Source organism: Desulfofundulus thermobenzoicus (assembly GCF_009428905.1).
Taxonomy (GTDB): Bacteria; Bacillota; Desulfotomaculia; order Desulfotomaculales; family Desulfovirgulaceae; genus Desulfofundulus_A; species Desulfofundulus_A thermobenzoicus.
In genome coordinates, this window is sequence record NZ_WHYR01000258.1 from 1 (window position 1) to 392 (window position 392).

General features: G+C 40.8%; 1 rRNA gene. It reads left to right on the top strand.

Features of this window, described 5'->3' with window-relative positions:
* Window positions 1-199: 199 nt before the first annotated feature.
* Window positions 200-392, top strand: a 16S ribosomal RNA gene (locus GFC01_RS18540); the annotation flags it as partial.

The window sequence follows — 392 nt, forward strand, 5'->3', positions numbered from 1 at the left end:
AAATAAACTTGAAAAAAGTTGTTGACATAAGATGAAGCGAAATGTTATATTATTAAAGCCGCTAAGAACGGCGGAGATGATCTTTGAAAACTAAACAAGACAAAACGTACCTGTTAATTCGAGTTTTTATAAAAAAATCCTATGAAACTTCATAGGTAGTCAGTCAAACTGGCGAAAAGCAAAACTTCGGTTTTGTATTTTTTCGGAGAGTTTGATCCTGGCTCAGGACGAACGCTGGCGGCGTGCCTAATACATGCAAGTAGAACGCTGAAGTCTGGTGCTTGCACTAGACGGATGAGTTGCGAACGGGTGAGTAACGCGTAGGTAACCTGCCTCATAGCGGGGGATAACTATTGGAAACGATAGCTAATACCGCATAACAGTATTTACCG